The organism is Pseudomonas mandelii (assembly GCF_002251635.1).
GTDB lineage: Bacteria > Pseudomonadota > Gammaproteobacteria > Pseudomonadales > Pseudomonadaceae > Aquipseudomonas > Aquipseudomonas mandelii_B.
The window spans coordinates 1-1,151 of record NZ_NMOJ01000167.1 but is presented as its reverse complement, the minus strand read 5'-3'; the positions used below and the strand labels follow the sequence as shown (position 1 = coordinate 1,151).

The 1,151-nt window shown below is 57.5% G+C and carries 2 protein-coding genes; one reads left to right on the top strand and one right to left on the bottom strand.

Annotation, left to right across the window (positions count from 1 at the left end; translation table 11 throughout):
* Positions 1 to 36: 36 nt before the first annotated feature.
* Positions 37 to 591, top strand: a complete 555-nt coding sequence (locus tag B7L09_RS21210; RefSeq protein WP_094470486.1) for a tetratricopeptide repeat protein — start codon at positions 37 to 39, stop codon at positions 589 to 591.
* A gap of 179 nt (positions 592 to 770) precedes the next feature.
* On the opposite strand, the gene B7L09_RS21205 is transcribed toward B7L09_RS21210, so the two are convergent.
* Positions 771 to 1,100 (bottom strand): DUF1820 family protein, encoded by a 330-nt coding sequence (locus B7L09_RS21205; protein ID WP_094470487.1) that lies wholly within the window; start codon positions 1,098 to 1,100, stop codon positions 771 to 773.
* Positions 1,101 to 1,151 lie beyond the last annotated feature (51 nt).

Genomic DNA, 1,151 nt, shown 5'->3' with positions numbered 1-1,151 from the left:
GGGTCCGCGTGCCCCGTCAGAGGTAAGTCGATTCCCATGAAACGCACCGGCCGCACCCTGGTTCTGGGCTGCCTGTTGCTCCTTCAGCCGCTGCTGGCACATGCACAAGCAGGCGGCAACTCGTTGTTAATCCCAGCGATGGGTCGTTGCACCCTCAATACTCAGCCGCAAGACCTGACGCAAGCGCTTGCCGCCTGCCAGAAAGCGTCGGATGAAGGGGATGCACAAGCGCAATACGAGTTGGGTGAGTTCTACTACGACGGCAAAAACACCCCACGCGACCTCAAGAAAGCCCTGGATTACTTCGAAAAGGCTTCACTGCAAGGCCACGCCCAGGCGCAATTCAAACTCGGCACCATGTTCTTTCACGGCGAAGGTGTACCGGCCAATAACGTCCAGGCGTACATCGTGCTGAAAATGGCCGCGGTCAACGGCGCTGAAGATGCGTTGGACACGGCGGATGAAGTGGCCGAGAAGATGCCGCGCGAAGATCTGGAAGTCGCTACCCAGGTGCTGGGGCAAATATTCCGTAAATACCTGATGGAATTGCAAAGCGCCGATGGGCGCACGCCGTTTTCGCCGCTGCCTTAAATCTTCTTCGACCCTTCTGTCGCCTTCGCGGGGCCCCGTTCGGCTGCGCAGCAGTCGTAATCCATCACATGCGGTGTACCAGACACACCGGGATTGTAGGTTTTGGGGCCGCTTCGCGACCCAACGGGGGCAAGCCCCCTCANCGACCCTTCTGTCGCCTTCGCGGGCAAGCCTCGGTCTTACTTCTCAGGCATCGGCATCGGAAACGGCATGACATTGCCGACCGCACCGCGGGCTTCGCTGATTTTCGGCGTGCCCAGGCGCTCCACTTCATCGATGCGCACAATCGAATGCATTGGCACAAAGCTGCGCACCACGCCTTCAAACTGCGCCTTGAGTTTTTCTTCGCCCGGGTCGACGACCAANTGGGTGCGCTCGCCAAAGACGAACTCTTCCACTTCCAGGAAACCCCACAGATCACTTTGATAGATCTGCTTGGCGTACATTTCGAACACCTGGCCCTGGTTAAGGAAAATCACCTTGTAGATTGGAGCTTCACGTTTCGTCATGGTGGGCGAATAACACATCGGGGATATAAAAGAGGGCGCGAACTATAGCAT